This is a genomic window from Phytohabitans kaempferiae, assembly GCF_042433955.1.
Lineage (GTDB): Bacteria > Actinomycetota > Actinomycetes > Mycobacteriales > Micromonosporaceae > Phytohabitans > Phytohabitans kaempferiae.
Genome location: NZ_JBHLUH010000054.1, coordinates 1 through 22,727, shown reverse-complemented (window position 1 = coordinate 22,727; position 22,727 = coordinate 1). Strand labels below are relative to the sequence as shown.

The window sequence follows — 22,727 nt, the reverse complement described above, 5'->3', positions numbered from 1 at the left end:
GCAGGCGTCGCCGGTGTCCTCGCTCCAGTCGTGGCCGAGCTGGCCGGACAGTAGTTCGTACGTGTTCAGCTTGGGTGATCGGCGAGCCATCGCCGTCTGGGGCTGATCGTCTGTCATGATCCGGGCGTGGAGCCGGCTGGGCAGCGTCCGTCCTATGAGGAGCTTGCTGAGCTGGTTGTGTTACAGGCCAAGACGATTGAGCGGTTGACCGTTCGGGTCGGGGAGCTTGAGACCGAGGTGGCCGAGTTGCGGCGCCGGTTGGGGTTGAACTCGACCAACTCGTCACGTCCGCCATCGTCAGATGGCTTGGCCAAGCCGAGGCGTGAGCGTGGTGGGGGTTCTGGGCGCGGGAGGGGTAAGCAGCCGGGATCGCCCGGGTCGACGTTGCAGATGGTGCCCGATCCCGACCATGTGGTGGTGCACCGGCCAGATCGGTGTGCCAACGCCACCTGTGGGGCGGATCTTGCCCAGGCGGCGGAGTACGCCCGGCAGCGGCGGCAGGTGTTCGAACTACCCGAGCCGAGGATGACGGTCACCGAGCATCAGGTCGTGGCGGTGGCCTGCGGCTGCGGCCAGGTGACCGTCGCGGATGCCCCGCCGGGGGTGTCCGGGCGGGTCCAGTACGGGCCGACGGTCAAGGCCGCGGCCGTCTACGCCCGCGGGGCGCAGTTCCTGCCGTATGCCCGGGCCGCTCGGCTGCTTTGCGACCTGGGCGGGGCGGACGTGTCCACCGGGTTCGTGCACGCGGTGTTCGTCGAGGCTGCCGCAAGGTTGGAGCCGTTGTCGACCGGCTGCGCCAACTGCTACACGCGCAGCCGGTGTTGCACGCCGACCAGACCCCAGCCCGGGTGGCCGGCGCTCTGCGCTACGTGCACGTGGCCTGCACCGAGCAGTACACCTTGTTCCACGTCGGGGGCCGCTGCGCGGCGGACGTGGACGCCGGTGGGGTGTTACCCGACTTCACCGGCACCATCGTGCGTGACGGCTACGCGCCGCCTACCAGCACCTGACCGACGCCCAACACGCCTGGTGCTGCGCCCATCTGCTGCGCGATCTCAAAGGGATCCACGAGTCCGACCCTGGCGGGCAGAGTTGGGCCGAAGCGATGGCCAACACCCTGCTGATCGCCAAGCGGGCCACCGAACAGGCCATCGCCGCCGGCCGTGATGCGCTCACCGAGCAGGAGATCTCCCGCAGCCGCTCCTACTACGCCGGCGCCCTGGCCCATGGCCGGACCGAGAACCCACCCGACCGAAACGGTCAGTTATCCCGCGCTGGCAAACTCGTCGAACGCTTCGCCACGCACCGTGCCATGATTTTGCGGTTCGTGGTGGACCTGTCCATGCCCTTTACGAACAACACCGCCGAGCGGGCGCTACGACCGGTCAAGCTGCAGCAGAAGATCTCCGCGACCTGACGCATCCCGCACGGCCTGACCGCGTTCGTCACCGTCCGGTCCTACCTGGACACCGCAGCCAAACACGGCATGGACGCTCTTACCGTGCTCAAGGACCTGTTCACCACGGGCCCATGGATGCCCGCACCACTCTCAAGCTGAATACGTACTCGATCGCGACCTGCGCAATGACGCAATATCGGCTGCGCAATGACGCAATCTCTGGTCTGAATGCGATGACGCCAGCCGATCTCTTGACGTGCTGCCACGCGGTATGTCGAAATAATGTCGGTGGCCCCGCGCGCGTTCTTTGTTTCGGGAGGAAGGCGTCCCAGCCGTCACGGGCGGTCCTGCTCGAACGGTTCGAGCACGGCGGTCGACCGACATCGGATATCGCCAAATGGTGTCCGCGCACGCGTGCGGGACGGCGTCGTCTCGTCGGTCGCGTGGACCAGTAAGCCGGACGGAGGGAGCAAATTTGCGACGAAGACTGGTACGCGGCCTGATCGCGACGCTGTTGGCGGTCGGGGTCGCGGTGCCCGGCAGCGTTCAGCCGGCAAGGGCTGCCGACATCAGCAGCCCAGTCATCACTCTGACGTTCACCGCGCTGAGGATCGCCCGCGGCGGTCTGTCCGCGGGTGAGATCGAGACGCTGGTCCGCGAGGTGGTCGGCCTGGTCGTGCAGGCCCGGAACGAGGTCATCAGCCACATCGACGGGCACGTCGCCGCCCGGGCGCTGGGCGAGATGGACGCATTCACCATTGAGTTCACCAACTATGCGCAGTTCCGCAACGACCCACGGTGGGTGCGGAACCTGGCCAGCAGGGTCATCTCGTCCGCGTCGGTCGACAAGAGAGAGCTGGACGCCACCCAGGACAAGAAGGCCGCCGACGCCATCGGGCATGCCCTCAACGTGAAGTATGCGATGGCGGAGGTGGCTGCCACGGACGCCGGGTACAACGCGGAGTCCAGAAACCTGCTCCGCCAGCGCTACATCCAAGCCAACGAGGCAATCCTGCAGAAGCTGGAGCCAGCGTGCCAGGTGACCTTCACCGACAATGACGCGTACTTGTACACGAAGACCTGGCAATGTACGGCGGCCAACGGTGAGACTGCGACCGCCACGGAGACTCTCAACAAAGTGACCGGCCAATGGATCAACCCGCCGGTCAATGTGGACGACCTCAAGATCGCGGCGGCGGTCAACTCCAGCTGGAAAGTGGCCAAGACGATCCTGCCCACGTTGAAGCAGCCGTAGGAGGCGTGCAGTGAGAGCAAGACTGTTGACCGGCCTCGCCGCCGCCAGCCTGGCAGTGTCGATCGCGGTAGCGGGCGCCGGGGTGCCGGCCCAGGCCGCCGAAACCAGGCGCGCGCCCGCAACGGCGACCGCTCAGGTGTTCGCCGTCGACTGGGTCAGTCTGGGCATCGCCGTGGCCGGCTACCTGTTCAGCGGCGGCGGGGGCGGCGGTGGCCTTCAAGCGGCGATCGCCGAGATCAAGGCGGCCATCGAACAGAGCAAGACCGAGATCATCGCCCAGATCGACGCCATCGCCGCCGCCGAGGTGGAAGCGTGCCTCGAAGCCCACACCATCGAGTTCCTCAATATCGACTTCATGGACGAGTACACGCTGCGGGCGTGGGCCCAGAACGCCACCAGCTGCGCCACCCAGGCCAGCGCTTTCGCGGGCGCGGTGCAGAGCCCGCAAGCGGTCGACAAGATCGGCTTCGTCATCGGCCCGATCTTCGCCATCGTTCTCGCGGCCCGCGCCCAGGCCGGCTTCATCAACGGCACCGATCTCGTCCTGCAGAGCCAGATCCGCGCCTACGAAGCCGTGGTGACCAAGCTGACCCCGACCGACTGCCAGTTGATCGTGACCAGCGAGGGGAGCGCCTTCTACGAGAAGTGGTGGAGGTGCACCGCCTACAACGGTGACGTCGGAAGGTCATCGCCCTGTTTCGGGCGCAATTGCCTACCGAATCGGGCAATGGCCGAGACCCAGGCCACCTTGAACACCAGCCGCCCGGTCGCCAACGGAGCGCTGCCCAGGCTCCGGGCCGCGCTCCCCTAGCACACCCTGTCGATACTTCCGCCGGTCGATCAAGGAGACCTGGTCCGAAGAAGCTTTCCGGGTCCCGATCTCCTTGATCGACTTCTTTGAGCGTTGCAGCTTCCCGACCCGACACTGGACGGGGCTGGCCACAATGCGCAGCAACCGTGCCGGAGTAGGGCGCAGACTTTCAGAAGGAACGCGGGTCCAGGAAACGGTAATCGGGTTTCCGCAGGTGTCGGGCGAGCGGGTAGGAGGGGGTAGGACGTGGACCAAGGCAGCCGCGACGAGATGCTCGGCCGTCTGGCTGAGGCGGTCGGGTCCGTCACAGTCACACACCCGACGCGGGTTGCCGTCGACGGACCGCCCGCCGCGGGCAAAACCACGCTCGCCGACGAGTTGGCCGCCGTCTTGCGCGCACAGGGCCGCGACGTCATCCGCGCGACAATCGACGATTTCCTCTTCCCTCGGGCACAGCGCTACCCGCGTGGCGAGTACTCGGCCGAAGGCTGCTACTTCGACACCCACGACTACGACGCGCTGAACCGGGTCCTGCTCGATCCACTCGGCCCGGGCGGAGACCGACGCTTCCAACACGCGGTCTACGACCGCACCGCGGATACCGCGCTGTCCCCGCCCGTCACGACTGCCTCCGCAGACGCCGTGCTGGTCTTCGACGGCGTCTTCCTCATGCGCCCGGAACTGATCGATCGATGGGACCTGCGCATCTTCGTGTCGACCACGCTCGAGAAGACCGTGGACCGTGCCGTGATCCGAGAGCGCCGCGTGTCATCTCGGGCCGAAGTCGAACGGCGCTGGCGCGAGCGCTACATCCCCTCCCAACAGTTCTACTTCGCTACGGTCCGCCCGACCGATCACGCCGACATCATCGTGCACAACGACGAGCCCCAGCAGCCGGTCTGGGCGACCCCAACACACTGACCGCACCTCAATTCGGCAATAGAGGGCGGCGTAGGCGCGACGACCCCGGCGTTCCCTTGTCGTTTCTTCGCTTCGTTGTGGGAGATCTGAGGGCTTCTGGCGAGGGCTGGCCTCGATCGCAGCCGCATTAGCGGCGCCAACGCACGGTCAACATGATCGGCGCGATCTGGCTGATGCGGCGGTTCGCCGGTGCGTGGCTCGGCGGCGGCCTCAGCTGGTGGGACGTGCTCGGCCTGGCCATCCGGGCCGGGATGGGCTTCACCGTGTCGCTGCTGATCAGCGAACTCGCCTTCGGCGCGGGCAGCGCCCGCAGCGACCACAGCAAGATCGGAGTCTTGCTCGGATCGCTGCTGGCCGCGGTACTGGCGTCACTCGTGCTGCGCGCGCAACGCCCACTACCGCCGGATGACAGCTACCGGAGGCGCGGGACGGCGACGGCGACGGAGTACCGGGGGCGTACAAGGCACGCCCACACAACCGGTAGCCGCGGCGAGGCCGGTTGCCTGTTCTACCGGCACCGGCTGGACCGAGCGTGGCCGAGTGTGACGCGAAGCTGGCCCGCGACCGGGCGGCGCTGGAAGCCGGAGCGGACCCCGCCGTGGTGGGCCGGCTGGCAACCGGGCGAGAGCGGCGTCCCGGTCGCGGGCCAGCGCCGTTCCACCAGGCCGAACGCGAGCGGCAGTACGAGCATGCCCAGCGAGCCGAGGTCGTCGACGGGCTGGTGGTTGGGCGACCGGACTGGCGCACGGAGGTCGCGCGACCACCGACCGTGGCCGCCCCGGCGACCGGCGGTGCGTTGTCTATTTTGGACGTACACATGCTCGCGGACCTGCGATTTCGTCATGGGTTTGTCGCGGTTTCAGGGTCGGCTTAAAGGCGTTGTGAGCCGCGAGCGGCCGGTGGAATGGTCGTCTCCACGGCGCTGATGTGCTGCCCGACATGAATGGAGACTCAGGTCATGGTCGTAGAGGAAGGTTCAGGGCCACGCCGGATATCAGTTTTCGATACGACGCTGCGAGACGGCGAGCAGGCACCGGGAAACGCCATGCGGCCGGACCAGAAACTGGCGCTGGCGTTGGCCATCGAGGCGCTCGGCGTCAATGTCATCGAGACCGGTTTCCCGAGTTCCTCGCCGAGTGACTTCGAGGCCACGCGGCTTATCTCACAGGCTCTGACGACCGCCGAGTTCGCGACGCTCAACCGCGCGGTGCGGGACGACATCCGGCTCGCCGCCGAGGCCGGCGGTGTGGAAAACCACCATATGCAGATCATGGCCACCGGTAGTGACATCCACCTCGAACACAAGCGGGGGATATCGCGGGCTGATGGCGTCAAGGAGATCGTGGACAGCTTCCGCTACGCCCGGTCTCTCGGCTTCACGAAGATCACCCTCGGCATCGAGGACGCCAGCCGCGGCTCGGCCGAGTTGCTGCGCCCGCTGATCGACGCCTCCCTGGAGGAGGGCGCGACCACGGTCGCGCTGGCCGACACGACCGGCTGGATGGTCCCGTCCGAGTTCGGTGACCTGGTGGCCCGGGTCCGCGACTGGGTGCCCAGCTCGGTCAACGTGTCGACCCACTGCCACGACGACCTGGGACTCTCGCTGGCCAACGCGCTCGCCGGCATCGAGGCGGGCGCGGACGAGGTGCAGGCGACCCTGGCCGGAATCGGCGAGCGGGCGGGCAACACGCCGCTGGAGGAGCTCGCCGCCGTCTTCGTCTACAAGGGACAAGAACTCGGCATCACCTGCGACCTGAAGACGGAAGGGCTGTACGAGGCGTTTCGGCTGCTGTGCGGGTCGATCGGCCTGGTGCCGCCGCGCAACAAGGCGATTTTCGGGGACAACGCCTTCGCGACGCAGGCCGGGATCCACCAGGCCGGCATGCTGCGCCACCCGATCACGTACGAGCAGATCGAGCCGCACGTGTTCGGTCGCGAGCGGGCCATCCTCGTCGGCCGGCACTCCGGGCGCAACGTGGTGCGGTACGTGTGCGAGCAGGTCGGCGTGCAGGCGGAAGAGGGCCTGCTGACCGACGTCTACGAGCGGTACGTGGCCAACCGCACCAACGGCGAGTGTGTCTCGATGGCCGAGCTGGGCCAGATCATCCTCGAGATGGTGAAGCGGGAAGGCGACGACCGGGCGGACGCCGCGCTGGAGGCCAGAGTCTGATGGGCGAGCCGCGGACGCTGGTCGACAAGATCTGGGACGAGCACGTCGTCCACCACGAGGACGACGGCCCCGATCTGATGTTCGTCGACCTCCACCTGATCCACGAGGCGAGTTCGCCGCAGGCGTTCCACGGCCTCAAGCTCGCCGGCCGCAAGGTGCGCCGACCCGAGTTGACGCTCGCCATGGACGACCACAACGTGCCGACCGACGGCCTGGTCCTGCGCGACCGGCTCGGCCGGGCCCAGATCGAGCAACTGCGGGCAAACTGCGCCGAGCACGGCATCGAGCACTTCGCGCTCGGTGAGCGGCGCCAGGGCATCGTGCACGTCGTCGCGCCGGAACTCGGTTTGGTGCAGCCCGGCATGACGGTCGTCTGCGGAGACAGCCACACTTCCACACACGGCGCCTTCGGCGCGCTGGCCTTCGGCGTCGGTACCAGCGATGTCGAGCACGTGCTGGCCACCCAGTCGCTGGCGCTGGAGCGCCCGCGCAGCTTCCTGGCCAGGTTCACCGGCAGGACGCCCGCCGACGTCACGGCCAAGGACATGATCCTCGCGCTGATCGCCAAGATCGGCGCCAACGGCGCCCACGGGCACGTCCTGGAGTACCAGGGCGGGCCGGTCGAGGAGCTGACGATGGAAGGCCGCATGACGATGTGCAACATGAGCATCGAGGCGGGCGCGCGGGCCGGGCTGATCGCGCCGGACGACACCACCATGGAGTACCTGCGGGGCCGCCCGGGAGCGCCGTCCGGCCTCGTGTGGGACGCGGCCGTGGAGTGGTGGCGGACCCTGCGTACCGACGAGTCCGCCACGTTCGCCCGGACGGTCGAGATCGACGTGTCGGAGCTGACGCCGTTCGTCACCTGGGGCACCAATCCCGGGCAGGCGGTTCCCCTCGGCGACGTGGTGCCCGACCCCGAGGTGTTCGCCGACCCGGTTGAGCGTGCCGCCGCCAAGCGGGCGCTGGACTACATGGCGCTGGAGCCGAACGCGCGGATGCGGGACCTGAAAATCGACACCGTGTTCCTTGGCTCGTGCACCAACGGCCGGATCGAGGACCTGCGCGCGGCCGCCGGTGTGCTGCGCGGCCGCCAGGTCTCCTCGGACCTGCGCATGCTGGTGGTGCCGGGCTCGATGGAGGTGCGCCGGCAGGCGGAGGAGGAGGGCCTGCACGAGGTCTTCATCACCGCCGGTGCCGAGTGGCGGCTCTCCGGCTGCTCGATGTGCATGGGCATCAACGCCGACCGGATCCAGGGTGCGGACCGGGTCGCGTCCACGTCGAACCGCAACTACGAGGGACGCCAGGGCACCCGGGCGCGTACCCACCTGGTGTCGCCCGCCGTCGCCGCCGCCACCGCCGTGGTGGGCCGGCTGGCCGCGCCGGCCGACCTGTAGGCGAGGCGAGACTGATGGACCCTGTCAGCATCCACACCGGGCGGGGACTGCCCCTGCACCGCAACGACGTGGACACCGACCAGATCATCCCGGCGGAGTTCTGCAAGCGACTGACCAAGTCGGGCTATGCCGACGCGCTGTTCGCGCACTGGCGTACCGAGGCGGACTTCGTCTTCAACCAGCCCGACCGCGAAGGCGCCTCGGTGCTGGTCGCCGCGCACAACTTCGGCACCGGCAGTTCCCGCGAGCACGCGGTGTGGGCGCTGCGCGACTGGGGCGTGCGGGCGGTCGTGGCCAGCAGCTTCGGCGACATCTTCCAGCGCAACGCGCTCAAGAACGCGCTGCTCCCCGTGGAGCTGCCCGAGGCGGCCGTGACGACGCTGCGTGACCTCGTGGAGGCGGACCCGGCGGCCGAGATCAGCGTGGACCTGGTGGCCTGCCAGGTCCGCGCCGGCACCCTGTCCTGGGCCTTCACGATCGGTCGCCGGGAGCGCTGGTTGTTGCTCAACGGATACGACGACATCGACGTGACGTTGCAGCGGGAGCCGGCGATCGCGGCGTACGAGAAGGAGCGCAGGCGCTGGCTCCCCGAGGTGCATCGGGGAAGCTTCTCCAGCGCGAGCACGGCGTAGCGTCCGGGCGAAAAGGCGGCGGTCGGCTTCTCCCCCGGGGCCGGCCGTCGCTCTTTCCTGACCTGGACAATTCAGGTACGGCTTAACGAGGTTGTCTCATTCGTGCCTGACACGCAAAACTTTGATCGTCAATCGATGTCACAATCCTTTCACCCGAAGAGAGGATTCCACGGGGTGGTGGATCTAGCTGCTCCGCGCGAAATGCTGGCGGCGGCAATACGTCGATACGATGTGCCGGGCGCGCAGCTCGTGGTCTACCACGAGGAGAAGCTCGCAGCGGCCTGCGCCGGCGTCGAGCGGGTCGACACGTCCCGCGAAGTGAGACCGAATTCGCGGTTTCCCTTCGGATCGGTGACCAAAGCGTTCACCGCCACAGTGGTGATGCAATTGGTATCGGACGGTGACCTCGAACTCGACGCGCCCGTGGCCGAATACGTGCCCGAACTTCGGGATGGTTCGCCGGACTGGCGCCAGGTGACGCTGCGTCAGGTGCTCAGCCACACGTCCGGCGCGGTGGCCGACCACGGGGTCGACGACTCGACCGAGTCGTCGCTGCGGTCCTATGTGGTCAGTTGTCGGGACGTGTCCGGTGTGTGCCCGCCCGGCGCGGCATTCTCGTACTCGAATACCGGCTACGTCGTGGCCGGACGCTGCGTCGAGCAGGTCACCGGCTACGGCTGGTGGCCGGCCGTCGAGTCCTTCCTGAGCCGGCCGCTGGGCCTCGGCCTCGGCTGCCTGACCGACGGCGCCACCCGCCGCGGCATGGTCGCCGGTCACGCCGTCTCCGCCGGCCGGGCCTGGCCCGTCGAGGTGGAGCTGCCGACGACCTGGGCGCCGGCCGGCGGTCTCGCCGGTTCGGCCGCGGACCTGGTGGCGCTCGCCCAGCTGCACCTCGGCGTCCGGCAGCGCGCGCTGCTGAGCCCGGCGACCGCGAGCGAGATGCGCGAGCCGGTCGGCCCGGCGCAGCCGGTCGGGCTCGCCGCCGGTTGGGGCCTTGGCGTGGCGCTCTACGGCGGCGGCTGGGTCGGCCACGACGGCACCCTGGACGGGGTCGTGTGTAACCTTCGCTGGCATCCGGATACATCGACCGCCGTCGGCTTCGTAGCCAACGCCACGAGCGGTTCGGACCTCTGGGAGGATCTGGCCGGCGGCCTTGTGGAGTCCGGCTTCCCGAGCGGTCTGGCCGAGGGCGACCGACCCACTCCGGCCGAGTTGCCGGTCGACCGGTCGAGCGGCTATCCCGGCGAGTACGCCAACGGGCGCACGACGTTTCGAGTCTATGTGGATGATGACGGCGCCCTGAAGCTGACCGAAACCGCCGGATTCTCGGCCCGGTTGGCCGTGAACGCGGGGGACTATTTTACCGTCCACCGTCGGGACACATTGGAACGCCCTCACTCGGGTAAATTCCTGCGTGACCTGACTGGCAGGGTTGGCGCCCTCCAGATCAGCGGACGCATCGCAAGGCGCATCGAGGGGATCACGGCAGGCACCGGCGCGGCTCGGTCTGCCGCGTCTGGTCGCGGGCACCGTGACGGAGGCGCACATCCCGGAGTGGTGGCGGCGACGTAGCACGCGAAGGAATGATCACGCGACCGGGAGCGCCCGGCCGCCCTACCACTGTGGAGGTGCGCTGGCTCATTGACGCTTGACCATATGACCTGGTCGTGTCGCAAGGCCACGGCGACCCAAGCGGGATGCCGTTTGTGGATACCCGGTCCATGTCTGGCCGAATCGCCCCGAGGCGCGGTAATTCAACCGGCCCGCGCGGCGCGGTGGACGTGGCGGCGGCGCGGACGACGCGCCGAGACCAGGTCTGTGCTGGCGGAAGCTCGATGAGATAAAAGGCTGCTTGGACACGGGGGATGTAATGCAACGGATTCACTTCACAGTGGAGGACCTTGCCCGGATTCGGGTGATGACCACGCTGGGACTGGTTTCGGAAACGATATTCGCTCTGGACCTGCTCGACCGGCGTGGCAACGGTTCCTTCCGGCATTGGCAACAACGCGTACGCAAACAACTCAGCGGGACCCTGGCGTCACCCTGGGGGCTGCCGAAGCGGCTCCGTCCGGTGCCTGACCTGCTCTGGCTGCTCGATCAGGATGCCCGGCCCAACGTCGGCGGGCTCCGGCAGGAGGAGCTGACCAACGCGGTGCACGCGTTCTGCCGGATCGCGGTCGCGCCGTACTGGGACCGGCTCGTCTCGTACCTCGAAGCGGAGCGGACCATGCGGGGCCGGCTCGTCGTCACCGGTGGTGTGGAGTCGCTGCTGGTCAGCCTCCATCCGAGGGCGATCTGGAAGCCGCCCGTGCTGGAGATACCGGGCAAGGAGCACGGCGAGTTCCACCTGGACGGACGCGGGCTGGTGCTGATCCCGTCGGTCTTCCTGGCCGGCCAGACCGTATTCATCGCGGCGCAGCTCGGCTCCGGCCGCCCCGCACTCGTCTTTCCCGCCCCGCCGGCCCCGGAGACCGCACCGCTGCTCTGGCGCGAGCCGGACACCAGCAGCCAGGCGCTGGCGGCGCTGATCGGCCGGACCCGGGCCGCGGTGCTCCAGGAGCTGACCAACAGCGCCACCACCGGCGAACTGGCGCAGCGGCTCGGCATCTCCTCGGCCGGCGCCAGCCAGCACACGACCGTTCTGCGTCAGGCCGGGCTCATCACCACGCGCCGTAACCGCAACTCGGTGCTGCACATGCCGACGCCGCTTGGTCTCGCGCTGCTCAACGGCTGGACCGCCGACGATCCGATGTGACTGGCCACCGTAGACAGTCCGCGTCCGGGGGTGGACCTTTCGGCGTGCGCTGAAAGGCATTGGACCCACCTCGGTGCGGTGTGAGGCTCATTGTCAGCCGTTGACGGCCAGGAAGGGACAGGATGACGACGACCAGTGCGGGTTCGAGCACTGTACGGAGCGCGGAGTCGGGTGCCAGCCGGAAGCCCTTCGCCGAGCGGGCCAGCCTGCTCGCCACGGGCGGCCTCACGAAGTTGGTCGGCGCCGGTGTGCCGAGTGGCACCATCGACCTGGCTACCGGGACACCGACCTGGCCGGCACCTCCGGCAGCCATCGTCGAGCAGACCGTGCCGGTCATGCGCGACGAGCACCACCAGTACGGCCATCCGGACGGCGACCTCGAGCTTCGCACGCAGATCGCGAGCTGGTTCCGCACGCCGGCCGACCCGGCGACCGAGGTCACCATCACCGTCGGTGCCACCGAGGGCCTCTGCCTCGCCCTGCTCACCACCGTCGACCCCGGCGACGAGGTGATCGTTTTTGAACCCTGCTACGAAAACTTCCTGACCGCGATCAGGCTGGCCGGCGGTCAGCCGCGGGTCGTCCGCACCCGGCCGCCGCACTGGCGGTACGACTCGGCGGAGCTGGCCGCCGCGTTCGGTCCGAGGACCCGCGCCATCGTGCTCAACACGCCGGCCAACCCCACGGGGCGAGTGCTCAGCGAGCAGGAAATGCGGGAGATCGGGGAGCTGTGCGAGCGGTGGGACGTCACCATCGTCTCGGACGAGATCTACGCCGAGTTCGTCTTCGACGGCCGCCGCCACGTCTCCGCCGCCGACCTGCCGGAGACCCGGTCGCGCAGCATCGTCGTGGGCGGGCTCTCCAAGAGCCACGCGCTGAGCGGCTGGCGGCTCGGATACCTGCGGGCCGAGGCGGCGCGCACGGCCGTGCTCCGCCAGGTGCACATCGTGACGAGCGGTGGTGCCGCGCGGCCGCTACAGCGCTCGGTCGCCCGCGCCGGGGTCTTCGACCGCACGCGGTGGAGCGCCCAGGCCGGGCTGGAAAAACGGCGGGACCGCACGGTCGACATCTTCCGCCGGTTCGGCATGGACTGCATGCCGCCGGAGGGCGGCTGCTACGTCGTGGCCGACATCCGTGGGACGACCGAGATGGACTCCACGGCGTACGTGCGGCAGCTCATGGACCAGCGGCGGGTCTTCATCGTGCCCGGATCGCTGTTCTTCACCGGATCCGGCGGCGAGCACCTCGTACGGATCGCGTTCAACCGCGCGCTCGAAACGCTCGACGCCGTCGACCAGCGGCTCCAGCAGCTGATCTGAGCGACACCGTCCTCATTGGAGGGTTGAGCGTACGGTACCGGAGGGAGAGGGTTGTGAAGTCGGTTGCGGTCATCCCCGGCGACGGTGTCGGTCCGGAGGTCACCAGGGAAGCGGTGGCGACCCTGGAGGCGCTGCGGCTGGACCTCAAGTTCGACCACCTGGACCACGTCAACGCGGGCCGGTGGCTGACCGCTGGCGTGGCGATGACGGACGACGACTTCGAGCGGGTACGCGCGAGCGACTGCGTCCTCTTCGGAGCGGTCGGCGACCCGAGGGTCACCAGCGTCGAGTACGCCCGGCAGGTGCTGCTGCGGCTGCGGCTGGAACTCGACCTGTACGTCAACCACCGGCCGGCGCTGCTGCTGCACGAGCGGCTGAGCCCGCTGCGCGACCCGGACCGGCGAAACGTCGACCTCGTGGTGGTCCGGGAGAACACCGAAGGGCTGTACGTCGGCGTCGGCGGCGTGCTGCGTCGCGGCACGCCGGACGAGGTCGCGATGGACCAGGAGGTCAACACGCGGCTGGGCGTGTCCCGGGTCATCGACTACGCCTTCCGCGTCGCCCGACGGGCGGTCTGCATGGTGGACAAGTCCAACGCGGTCAAGCACGGCGGCCAGCTGTGGCGCCGCTGCTGGAGCGAGGCGACGGCGAAGGCCGGCGCGCGGCTCGCCACCTCGCACCTCTACGTCGACGCGGCCGCGATGCGGCTCGTCGCCGACCCGTCCGAGTTCGACGTGATCGTCACGAACAACTCGTACGGCGACATCCTCAGCGACCTGACCGCGCAGCTCGTCGGCGGCATGGGCGTGGCGGCGTCGGCCAACCTCAACCCGGACACCGGGTTCGGGCTCTTCGAGCCGGTGCACGGCAGCGCGCCGGACATCGCCGGGCAGGGCGTGGCCAACCCGGTCGGCGCGATCCTGAGCGCCGCGCTGCTGTTGCGCAGTCAGGGGTACGGAGACGCGGCCACCGCGGTGGAGCAGGCGGTCGCCTCGACCGTCGCCGCCGGCCGCTGCACGCCGGACCTCGGCGGCTCACTCTCCACTGAGGAGGCTGGCAGGGCCATCCGTGCGGAGCTGACCTGGAGTGGAGCGTGACGGCGGTGACGCCGCGCGACCTCGGCGACGCCGACCTCTACACCAATACCGACCGGTACGCGATGTGGGCCGACCTCGTGGCCCGCGACGCGGTCGTCTGGAGCGAACCGGGCACCTCGCCGGGCGGCTTCTGGTCGGTCTTCTCGCACCAGGACTGCCGTCGGGTACTCGCGCCCACCGGCCCGTTCACCTCCGAGTACGGCATGATGATCGGCTTCGACGCGGAGCACCCTGACCGTGCCGGCGGCCAGATGATCGTGGTCAGCGACGGCGACCGGCACAGCGTGCTGCGCTCGCTCATCGGCCCCTTCCTGTCCCGTGCGAACGCGGCCTCGCTGGAGGCGTTCGTGGCCAAGGAGACCCGCGAGCTGGTCGGCGAACTGCGCTACGACGTCGAGTGCGATGTCGCCGCAGACCTGGCACCGGCCCTGCCGGCGGCGGTGGTGTGCGAGATCCTCGACGTGCCGGAGAGCGACCGGGCCCGGCTGATCGAGCTGACCAGCCACGCCTTCGGCGGCGCCGACAGCGCGTTCGGCAAGATGACGCCGGCCGAGGCGCACACCGAGATCCTGTTCTACTTCCACGAGTTGGTGAGCCTGCGCCGCCGCCGCCCCGGTGACGACCTCGTCAGCGCCATGCTCGCGGAGTCCGGTCTGTCCACGCAGGACGCCGTGATGAACTGCGACAACGTGCTGATCGGCGGCAACGAGACCACGCGGCACTCGATCGCCGGCTGCTTCGCCGCGCTCAGCACCAGGCCCGGCCTGCTCGACCGGCTGCGGGACGACCCCGACGGGCTGCCCGCCGCGGTCGAAGAGGTGATCCGCTGGACCTCGCCGGCCATGCACGTGCTCCGGGTCGCCACCGAGACCGTGACCATCCAGGACCAGGTGATCGAGAGCGGTGCACCGGTCGTCGCGTGGCTCTCCGCGGCCAACCGGGACGCCCGGATCTTCGACGCGCCGGGCGAGTTCCGCCCGGACCGGCGCCCCAACCGGCACCTCGGTTTCGGGTACGGCCCACACGTGTGTCTCGGCGCGGCACTGGCCAGGATCGAGCTGCGCAGCCTGCTGTCCGTGCTCGCCGAGCGGTGCGGTGCGGTGCGGCTGCCCGCGCCGCCGGTCGCGATGCGCTCCAACCTGGTGCAGGGCTACCGGCACATGTACGTCGACATCGACTGGCGCTGAGCCCGTACCCGTGCCCGTCGTGGTCTCCCCTGCCTCGCCCCGCGTGAAACCGGCCATGTTTCGCTACGCCTGAAAGGCGTGGCGGCCGCCCGCGCCCGGCGGCGAAGCTGAGGACGCTCCATCGTGGAGCCGCCCGTATCCCGTCCGTGCCTTCCCGAAAGGGAAGGCGCGGATTTGGCGCGCCGCACCGGCGCCGGTCCACAAACCTACGACCTTCGGAGGTTCCCGTGCCGCACGTTGGACGGTCGAGCAACTCGGTCCCAGCGAAGGTGGCGGCGGAGGCCCGGGACGCCGCCGCGCACTGGCGCGAACATCTGGAGGGCCTGCCGGTCCTGACGATGCCCACCGGCGGCGTCGAGCCGGGCGCTCCAGCCACCGAGTGGCGGCAGTTGCGCGTGAAGTTGTCGGCGGCGCGAGGCCGGCGGCTGGTCCGGGCCAGCCGCGAGGCCGGAGTGCGCCCGGTCGGGCTGCTGGCCGCAGCGGTGTGGACGCTCCTGTCCCGGTACGGCGGGCAGGACGATGCCGCCGTTCTGGTGTCCACTGGGGATGGAGTCGTACCGCTGCGCTGCGCGGCGACCGGTGACGAGACGTTCGGGGCCCTGCTCGGGCGGGTCGGCGACGGCATGGATGCGGCAAAGGGACGGGAGTTCGACTCGCTGGCGGCGATGGTCGACGGCTGGGAGGGCGACCCACCGTCGATCCCGGCGGTGGCCGCCGAGGGGGAGGTGGCACCGGACGCGGCGCCGGCCGGCACGGCCCTCGTCGCCTCCGTCAGGCCTGCCGGTCAGGGGCTGGCCGTCAGCCTCTCCCACCGTCCGGGGCGGATCGGCGCGGACGCCGCTCAGCGGATCGCCGGTCACCTCGGCGTGCTGCTCGCGACCGTCGCCGCCGACCTCGACCGTCCACTCTCGACGCTTCCGCCGGTCGCCGACGAGGAGCGGGAGCGGCTGCTCTTCGCGTTCAACGAGAACGCCACGGCCGTGCCGCTGGCGGGGATCGCGGACCTCTTCGAGGAGCAGGTCCGGCGGGACCCGGACGCGCCCGCCGTCCGGTACGAGGGCATCGTTCTCACATACGCCGAGCTGAACGGCCGGGCCAACCAGTTGGCCAGTGCGCTGGCCGCCCGGGGAGTGGGGGCGACGGACATCGTCGCGGTCGCACTGCCCCGCTCGGTCGAGGCCGTCGTCGCGATGCTCGCGATCGTCAAGTCCGGCGCCGCCTTCCTGCCGTTGGACGTCACCAACCCCGCCGACCGGATCGCCTTCGTGCTCGGCGACGCGGCACCGGCACTCGTACTGACCACAGTGGACGGCGCCGGCGTGCTCCCGGCGGGCGTCGCAGCGGTCGCGCTGGACGACGAGGTCGTCCGGGCCAACCTGGCGCGGCTGCCGGAAGGCGACGTGCCCGGCCCGCGTCCGCTTGACGCTCCCGCCTACGTCATCTACACCTCCGGGTCCACCGGCCGGCCGAAGGGCGTCGTGGTCAGCCACGGGGGCATCGCCAGCCTGGTCCGCACGCACGAGGAACGGCTGGAGGCCGGGCCCGGCAGCCGAGTGCTCCAGTTCGCCCCGCTGAGCTTCGACGCCTCGGTGTGGGAGCTGTGCATGGCGCTGCTGACCGGCGGCACGCTCGTGGTGGCGCCGACGGACCGGCTCCAGCCCGGCGCGCCCCTGGTCGAGCTGGCCGCCGAGCATGAGGTCACCCACCTGACGCTGCCGCCGTCCGCGCTGGCGGTCGTGCCCGCCGGCGGGCTCGCCTCGGTGCGGGTACTCGTCGTCGCCGGGGAGGCGTGCCCGCCGGACCTGGCCACACGGTGGTCCGCCGGCCGCCGGATGGTCAACGCCTACGGGCCGACGGAGACCACCGTCTGCGCGACGATGAGCCCGCCGCTCGCCGCCGACGGCCACGCACCGATCGGCGCGCCGGTCGTCAACACGAGGGTGTACGTGCTCGACGCCGCCGGCCAGCCGGTGCCCGCCGGAGTGGTCGGCGAGCTGTACGTCGCCGGCAGCGGTGTGGCCAAGGGATACCTCAACCGCCCCGATCTCACCGAGGAGCGGTTCGTGCCGGACACGGTGCGGCCACAGGACGGCGGCCGCATGTACCGCACCGGAGACCTCGTGCGGTCGAGGGACGACGGCCAGCTGGAGTTCGTGGGCCGGGCCGACGACCAGGTCAAGGTCCGTGGCTTCCGGATCGAGCTCGGGGAGATCGAGGTCGCTCTCGCCGAGCACCCCGCGGTCGCGCACGCCGTCGTGATCGCGCGTGGCGACAGCATCACCGAGCGGCAGCTGGTGGCGTACGTCGTGCCCGCTGGGGGCGCCCGCCTGGACGTCGCCGAGGTGCGCGCGTTCCTCGGCCGCAGGCTGCCGGAGTACATGGTGCCACCGCTCTTCGTGTCCCTGGACCGGATGCCGCTGACTCCGAACGGGAAGGTGGACCGGCGCGCGCTGCCGGCGCCGGCCGAGGCGGTCGATTCCGGTGCCGAGTTCGTGGCGCCGGCCACCCCGCTGGAGCACGCCTTGGCCGCCATCTGGGCGGACGTGCTCAACCTGCCCGAGGTCGGTGTACGGGACAACTTCTTCCAGCTCGGCGGCGACTCGCTGCGCAGCATCCAGGTGCTCGCCCGGGCCCGCGAGGAGTTGGGCGTCGAGCTGTTCCCTCGGCTGATGTTCGACCGGCCTACGGTGGCCGAGCTGGCCGCGTACGTGGAAAGCCTCGGCGGCCCCGTGGAGTCGGACACCATCCGGCCGGTGCCGCGCGAGCCGCACATGCCGCTCTCCTTCGCCCAGCAGCGGCTGTGGTTCCTGAACGAGTTCGAGCCGGACAGCACCGAGTACAACCTTTCGGCGGGGCTGCGGGTCACCGGCCGGCTGGATCTCGCCGCGCTGGGCCGGGCGTTGACCCGGCTCACCGAGCGGCACGAGGTGCTGCGGACCCGGCTGGTGTCGGTGGATGGCCGCGGCGTACAGGTGATCGGTGCGGTCGAGCCGGTGGGCGTCCCCGTCGTCGACCTCACCGCCGCGCCCGACCTCGACGCAGAGCTGGACCGGCGGGTACGGGCCGAGATGGTCCAGCCGTTCGACCTGGGCGACGGCCCGCTGCTGCGCCCGGTCGCGTACCGGCTGGCGGCCGAGGAGCACCTGCTCGTGCTGTCGCTGCACCACGTCGTCATCGACCGGTGGGGCACCGGCGTGCTGATCCGCGAGATGACGGCGCTCTACGACGAGGAGGTCGCCGGGGTACCGGCGCGGCTGCCCGCGATGCCGGTGCAGTACGCCGACTTCGCCGCGTGGCAGCAGGCGCGGGCCGGCGACGAGGCGGTCGCGGCGGACATCGAGTACTGGCGGGAGCGGCTCGCCGGGTTGGCACCGCTGGAGCTGCCGACCGACCGGCCGCGCCCGGCGACCCGCACCTGGCCCGGCGACTCGGTCCGGATGGAGCTGCCGGTCGAGCTGGGACACCGGCTGCGCCGCATGTGCCGCAAGCGGGGCGCCACGCTCTTCATGGCGCTGACGGCCGCGGTCCAGGTGGTGCTCTCCCGGTGGTCCGGGTCGACGGACGTGGCGGTCGCGACGGCGACCGCCGGGCGGGACCATGCCGAGCTGGAGAACGTCCTCGGCTTCTTCGTCAACACGCTGGTGCTGCGCAGCCAGGTCGAACCCGAGCTGTCCTTCGTGGACCTGGTGGACAGCGTGAAGGACACCGTGCTGGAGGCGTTCGCCCACCAGCAGGCGCCGTTCGAGCGGGTGGTCGACGTGGTGGCCCCGGACCGCGATCCGAGCCGCACGCCGCTGGCCCAGGCGATGGTGGTCTACCACGACGCGCTCGTTCCCGAGGTGGACTCCCGGTCGGGGCTGCGCATCACCGAACGCGAACTGCCCCGTCTCACCACGATGTTCGACCTGACCGTCGAACTGGTGCAGCATGGCGAGGAACTAGTTGCCCAACTCGGCTACAACACGGACCTGTTCGACCGGGCCACGATCGAGCGGATGGCCGGCCACCTCCAGGTGCTGCTGGAGGGTGTGGTGGCCGACCCGCGGCGGCCGCTGTCGGCGGTGCCGATGCTCACCGCCGCCGAGCGCGAGCAGCTGGCGAGCTGGAACGACACCGCCGTGCCGTACCCCTCGGACCGGTGCGTGCACGAGCTGTTCGCCGAGCGGGCGCAGGCCGGGCCGGACCGGGTCGCGTTGGTCGAGGGCGACATCCGGCTCACGTACGGGCAGCTCGACGCGCACGCCAACCGGCTCGCCGGCTACCTGCGCGAGCTGGGCGTCGAGCGGGGTACCCCGGTCGGCGTCTGCCTGCCGCGCTGCTGGCAAATGGTGGCCGCGCTGCTGGGCGTGCTCAAGGCCGGCGGTGCATACGTGCCGCTGGACCCGGAGTACCCCGCCGACCGGTTGGCCTTCATGCTCGCCGACAGCGGTGCGCCGGTCGTGGTGACCCGGCAGGCCCTGGCCCACCTGGCCGAGGGACACACCGGCGCGGTGGTCTGCCTGGACACCGACTGGGAGGCCATCGGGAAGCTGCCCCCGACCGCGCCCGAGACCGGCGTGACGGCCGAGGACCTGGCGTACATCATGTACACCTCGGGCTCCACCGGCCTGCCCAAGGGCGTCGCCTCGCCGCACCGGGCGACCGTCCGGACGTTCGTCAACGGTGGCTTCATCGACTGCGGCCCCGACGAGGTCATCCCGCAGACCCTCTCGATCTCCTGGGACGGGCTCTCCGCCGAGCTGTGGTCGGTGCTGCTGCACGGTGGTACGTCGGTGCTGTACCCGGGACGGCGGCCCGACCCCGAGGTGCTCGCCGACATGGTCGCCGAGCACGGCGTCACCACGCTGTGCATGCCCCCGTCGCTGTTGAACGCGTTCGTCGACGAGTACCCGCACGTGCTCCGCAAGGTCCGCCAGGTCGCCACCGGCGGCGACGTCGCCTCGCCCGCGCACATCGCGGCGGCCCGGAAGGCGGCACCGGACCTGCGCATCGTCAACGGCTACGGACCGGTGGAGACCACCGTCGTGGCGACCTATTACGAGGTGCCCGCCGACTTCGACGACTCCCGCCCGGTGCCGATCGGCCGTCCGTTGGCGAATACCCGGGTGTATGTGGTCGATGGTGGGTTGTCGTTGGTGCCGGTCGGTGTGGCGGGGGAGTTGTTGGTTGGTGGTGATGGTCTGGCGCGGGGTTATTGGGGTCGGGAAGCTCTGACGGCTGAGCGGTTCGTGGAGTTGCCGTGGTTGCCGGGTGAGCGGGTCTACCGGACTGGTGACGTGGTGCGGTGGCTGCCGGACGGCGTGCTGGAGTTCATGGGGCGTGTCGACGAGCAGGTGAAGGTTCGTGGTTTCCGGGTGGAGTTGGGGGAGGTGGAGGGAGCGCTGTTGCGGGCTCCGGGGGTCGCGGAGGCCGCGGTGGTGGCGTTTGGTGATGGTGCTCGCCGCCGGCTGGCTGGTTTCGTGGTGCCGGTTGCCGGTGTCGAGTTGGACGTCGCTGACGTTCGTGGATTCGTCGGTGGTGTGCTGCCGGACTACATGGTGCCGGCGGTCGTGGTGGTGCTGGACCGGTTGCCGTTGACGCCGAGTGGGAAGGTCGACCGGCGGGCGTTGCCGGCGCCGGATGTGTCGTTGGTTCGTGGTGGTGCGGAGTTCGTGGCGCCGCGCTCCGAGGTCGAGCGTGTCCTGGTTTCGGTGTGGCAGGACGTGCTCGGCGTCGACCGGATCGGCGTGCACGACAACTTCTTCGAGCTCGGTGGCGACTCGATCCTCTCCATCCAGCTGGTTTCCCGGGCGCGGGCCGAGGGCCTGTGGCTGACGTCCAAGGATCTGTTCGTCCGGCAGACCATCGCCGGGCTGGGCCAGGGTCTGTCGTTCGTGGACGGCGGTCCGGTGGGGTCCGGGCCGGTCGTCGGCGACGTGGCGCTGACCCCCATCCAGCACCGTTTCCTGGCGGCCCATCCGACTCACCCCGAGCACTTCAGCCAGTCCGTCGAGCTGCACTTCAACGCCAATCCCGACGAGGCTGCCCTTCGGGCGGCGCTCGCGGCGCTGGTGGAGCACCACGACGCGCTGCGGACCCGGTTCGAGCGAGACGGCGAGGGCTGGCGCCAGCACATCGTGGCCGCCGAGGACGGCGAGCTGCTGCGCGTCCACGACCTGTCCCGCCTCGGGGCGACCGACCAGGAGCAGACGATCGCCGACATCGCCGCGGTGCTGCGGGGCGGCTGGCGGCTGGAGACCGGACCCCTGTGCCGCGCGGCGCTCGTCCGACTCGGGTCCGGTCAGCCGGCCCGGCTCCTGCTGGCCGCTCACCACCTGGTGGTCGACGGCGTCTCGTGGCGCATCCTGCTCGACGACCTCGCCACCGCCTACGGGCAGGCGAGCCGGGGCGAAGGCCCGAGCCTGCCGCGCCGGACCTCCTCGTTCCAGGCGTGGGCGGGCCGGCTGGCGGCGCACACGGCGGGCGGCGGGCTCGACGCGGAGGCCGCGTACTGGACCGCGGTCGGGGGAGCGCCGGCGACACCGGTGCCCACCGACGCCCACGGACCCAACACGGCCGGCTCGGTGCGCACCGTCACCGCCCGTCTGGACCGCGACAGCACCGAGGCGCTGCTGCGCGAGGCGCCGGCCGCGTACCGGACCCGGGTCAACGACGTGCTGCTGGCCGCGCTCGGCCGGACGCTCGCCGGCTGGCTGGGCGGCGGACCGGTGCGGATCGCGCTGGAGGGGCACGGCCGCGCGGACCTCTTCGACGACCTCGACCTGACTCGCACCGTGGGCTGGTTCACCAGCGTCTACCCGTTCGACCTGACCCTGCCGGCGACGGCCGGCTGGGCAGAGCTCATCAGGATGGTCAAGGAGCGGCTGCGCGCGGTGCCCAACGAGGGCCTCGGGTACGACGCTCTGCGCCATCTCGCCCCGACCGGTGCCGCCGCTGCCGCGCTGGCCGGGGTGGCGCAGCCCCAGATCAGCTTCAACTACCTCGGCCAGTGGCAGGCCGCCGCGGGCGGCGAGGCGTTCACACACCGGGGCGGCATCCCGCTCGACCAGCACGACGCCCACGAGCGGCCGCACCTGTTGGACGTTGTGGCGAGCGTGGAGGACGGCGAGCTGTCGGTCATCTGGGTGTACTCCAGCAACGTCCACCGGCAGGAGACCGTGCAGCGGCTGGCGGACGGCATGACCGGCGCCCTGCGGGAGGTCGTGGCGCACTGCCGGACCGCGGGCGCCGTCGGGTACACGCCGTCGGATTTCCCGTACGCGGGTTTGGACCAGGCGGCGGTGGACCGGGTCGTGGGCGACGGTCGGGGCGTGGAGGACGTGTACCGGCTGACCCCGATGCAGGCCGGCATGCTCTTCCACTCGCTCACGGGCGACGGCTCCGGGGCGTACCTCGGCCAGGTGGCGTTCACATTGGACGGTGTGCGCGACCCGCGTGCGTTGGGTGCGGCGTGGCAGGTGGTGGTGGATCGTACGCCGGTGTTGCGGTCGTCGATGGTGTGGGAGGGTGTGCCGGAGCCGGTGCAGGTGGTGCACCGGCGGGTGGTCGTGCCGGTGGAGTACCTGGACTGGTCCGGCCTGCCGGAGGGCGAGCGGCGGGCAGCCGCGGCCGCGTACCAGGCAGCCGACCGCGCCCGGGGGACGGACCTGCGCACCGCGCCGCTGGCCCGACTCGCGATCGCCCGCCTCTCCGAAAGCAGCGTCCAGGTCTTCTGCACGATGCATCACCTGCTGCTGGATGGGTGGAGCACGTTTGAGGTGTTGTCGGAGGTGTTCGCGGTT

15 protein-coding genes and 1 pseudogene are annotated in these 22,727 nt (G+C 70.3%); all 16 read left to right on the top strand.

Going from position 1 to position 22,727, the window contains the following annotated elements:
- Window positions 1-126: 126 nt before the first annotated feature.
- Window positions 127-369: pseudogene (locus ACFFIA_RS25455) on the top strand (DUF6444 domain-containing protein); the annotation flags it as partial.
- A 65-nt stretch (window positions 370-434) separates the two neighbouring features.
- Window positions 435-1,010 (top strand): IS66 family transposase, encoded by a 576-nt coding sequence (locus ACFFIA_RS25450; RefSeq protein ID WP_377254636.1) that lies wholly within the window; start codon window positions 435-437, stop codon window positions 1,008-1,010.
- Window positions 1,007-1,417 (top strand): IS66 family transposase, encoded by a 411-nt coding sequence (locus tag ACFFIA_RS25445; RefSeq protein ID WP_377254639.1) that lies wholly within the window; start codon window positions 1,007-1,009, stop codon window positions 1,415-1,417. Before ACFFIA_RS25450 ends, ACFFIA_RS25445 begins: the two co-directional genes overlap by 4 nt.
- 496 nt (window positions 1,418-1,913) lie before the next feature.
- The gene (locus ACFFIA_RS25440; RefSeq protein WP_377254633.1) at window positions 1,914-2,654 is read left to right on the top strand and encodes a hypothetical protein; all 741 of its coding nucleotides are present in this window, start codon (window positions 1,914-1,916) and stop codon (window positions 2,652-2,654) included.
- A 25-nt stretch (window positions 2,655-2,679) separates the two neighbouring features.
- On the top strand, window positions 2,680-3,465 hold the full coding sequence (locus ACFFIA_RS25435; protein ID WP_377254631.1) for a hypothetical protein: 786 nt from the start codon (window positions 2,680-2,682) through the stop codon (window positions 3,463-3,465).
- Between the two features lie 246 nt (window positions 3,466-3,711).
- Window positions 3,712-4,386, top strand: coding sequence for a cytidylate kinase family protein (locus tag ACFFIA_RS25430; RefSeq protein WP_377254628.1), 675 nt, complete (start codon window positions 3,712-3,714; stop codon window positions 4,384-4,386).
- Between the two features lie 152 nt (window positions 4,387-4,538).
- Window positions 4,539-5,312, top strand: coding sequence for a Na+/H+ antiporter NhaA (locus tag ACFFIA_RS25425; protein WP_377254625.1), 774 nt, complete (start codon window positions 4,539-4,541; stop codon window positions 5,310-5,312).
- 17 nt (window positions 5,313-5,329) lie between these two features.
- Window positions 5,330-6,556 (top strand): LeuA family protein, encoded by a 1,227-nt coding sequence (locus ACFFIA_RS25420; RefSeq protein WP_377254622.1) that lies wholly within the window; start codon window positions 5,330-5,332, stop codon window positions 6,554-6,556.
- A complete protein-coding gene (gene leuC / locus ACFFIA_RS25415; RefSeq protein WP_377254618.1) occupies window positions 6,556-7,953 on the top strand; it encodes a 3-isopropylmalate dehydratase large subunit in 1,398 nt (465 codons plus the stop codon). Before ACFFIA_RS25420 ends, leuC begins: the two co-directional genes overlap by 1 nt.
- A 14-nt stretch (window positions 7,954-7,967) precedes the next feature.
- Window positions 7,968-8,585, top strand: coding sequence for a 3-isopropylmalate dehydratase small subunit (leuD, locus tag ACFFIA_RS25410; RefSeq protein ID WP_377254615.1), 618 nt, complete (start codon window positions 7,968-7,970; stop codon window positions 8,583-8,585).
- A 102-nt stretch (window positions 8,586-8,687) separates the two neighbouring features.
- Complete coding sequence (locus tag ACFFIA_RS25405; RefSeq protein ID WP_377254612.1) at window positions 8,688-10,157, top strand: serine hydrolase domain-containing protein; 1,470 nt, start codon at window positions 8,688-8,690, stop codon at window positions 10,155-10,157.
- Window positions 10,158-10,659: 502 nt separating this feature from the next.
- Entirely contained in the window at window positions 10,660-11,343 is a 684-nt protein-coding gene (locus ACFFIA_RS25400) for an ArsR/SmtB family transcription factor (RefSeq protein WP_377254609.1), read from the top strand.
- Window positions 11,344-11,465: 122 nt separating this feature from the next.
- Complete coding sequence (locus ACFFIA_RS25395; protein WP_377254606.1) at window positions 11,466-12,662, top strand: pyridoxal phosphate-dependent aminotransferase; 1,197 nt, start codon at window positions 11,466-11,468, stop codon at window positions 12,660-12,662.
- Window positions 12,663-12,715: 53 nt separating this feature from the next.
- Window positions 12,716-13,759 (top strand): isocitrate/isopropylmalate dehydrogenase family protein, encoded by a 1,044-nt coding sequence (locus ACFFIA_RS25390; protein WP_377254603.1) that lies wholly within the window; start codon window positions 12,716-12,718, stop codon window positions 13,757-13,759.
- Window positions 13,756-14,946: a cytochrome P450 gene (locus tag ACFFIA_RS25385; protein WP_377254601.1), complete on the top strand. Its 1,191-nt coding sequence runs from the start codon at window positions 13,756-13,758 to the stop codon at window positions 14,944-14,946. The genes ACFFIA_RS25390 and ACFFIA_RS25385 overlap by 4 nt, the downstream gene beginning before the upstream one ends.
- A 227-nt stretch (window positions 14,947-15,173) precedes the next feature.
- The coding region (locus ACFFIA_RS25380) for a non-ribosomal peptide synthetase (protein ID WP_377254598.1) at window positions 15,174-22,727 on the top strand (7,554 nt) is incomplete at its 3' end.

Bases quoted from the DNA above. Each gene is read 5' to 3' on its own strand.
- ACFFIA_RS25425 (WP_377254625.1), top strand. From the start codon at position 4,539: ATGATCGGCGCGATCTGGCTGATGCGGCGGTTCGCCGGTGCGTGGCTC.
- ACFFIA_RS25420 (WP_377254622.1), top strand. From the start codon at position 5,330: ATGGAGACTCAGGTCATGGTCGTAGAGGAAGGTTCAGGGCCACGCCGG.
- leuC (WP_377254618.1), top strand. From the start codon at position 6,556: ATGGGCGAGCCGCGGACGCTGGTCGACAAGATCTGGGACGAGCACGTC.
- leuD (WP_377254615.1), top strand. From the start codon at position 7,968: ATGGACCCTGTCAGCATCCACACCGGGCGGGGACTGCCCCTGCACCGC.
- ACFFIA_RS25395 (WP_377254606.1), top strand. From the start codon at position 11,466: ATGACGACGACCAGTGCGGGTTCGAGCACTGTACGGAGCGCGGAGTCG.